Source organism: Rhizobium ecuadorense, assembly GCF_001187535.1.
In the GTDB taxonomy this organism is placed as follows: domain Bacteria; phylum Pseudomonadota; class Alphaproteobacteria; order Rhizobiales; family Rhizobiaceae; genus Rhizobium; species Rhizobium ecuadorense.
In genome coordinates this window covers 1-223 of the sequence record NZ_LFIO01000276.1, presented here as the reverse complement: position 1 = coordinate 223, position 223 = coordinate 1, and the positions used below count along the sequence as shown (strand labels likewise).

Below are 223 nucleotides of genomic sequence, written 5' to 3'. Positions count from 1 at the left end.
GACCGCGGCCTGCAGCGCGACGGTGAGGACCGGCGCACACTCATCGACCTGCTGGTGGATCAGATCGAGTTTGCCGATATTGTCGTGATCAACAAGATCTCGGACGCGACCGAAGATATCCGTGCGGAAGTCCGCAAGATAGTCGCCGCGCTCAACCCGGATGCGCGCCAGGTGGAGACGGATTTCGGCGAGGTTTCTCTGGCAACTGTTCTCAATACGGGCC

Annotated in this window: 1 protein-coding gene; it reads left to right on the top strand. The window is 60.5% G+C overall.

What is annotated here, in order from left to right; translation table 11 throughout:
• On the top strand, positions 1-223 hold a 223-nt coding region (locus tag AF337_RS06490), incomplete at both ends, for a GTP-binding protein (protein WP_160320257.1).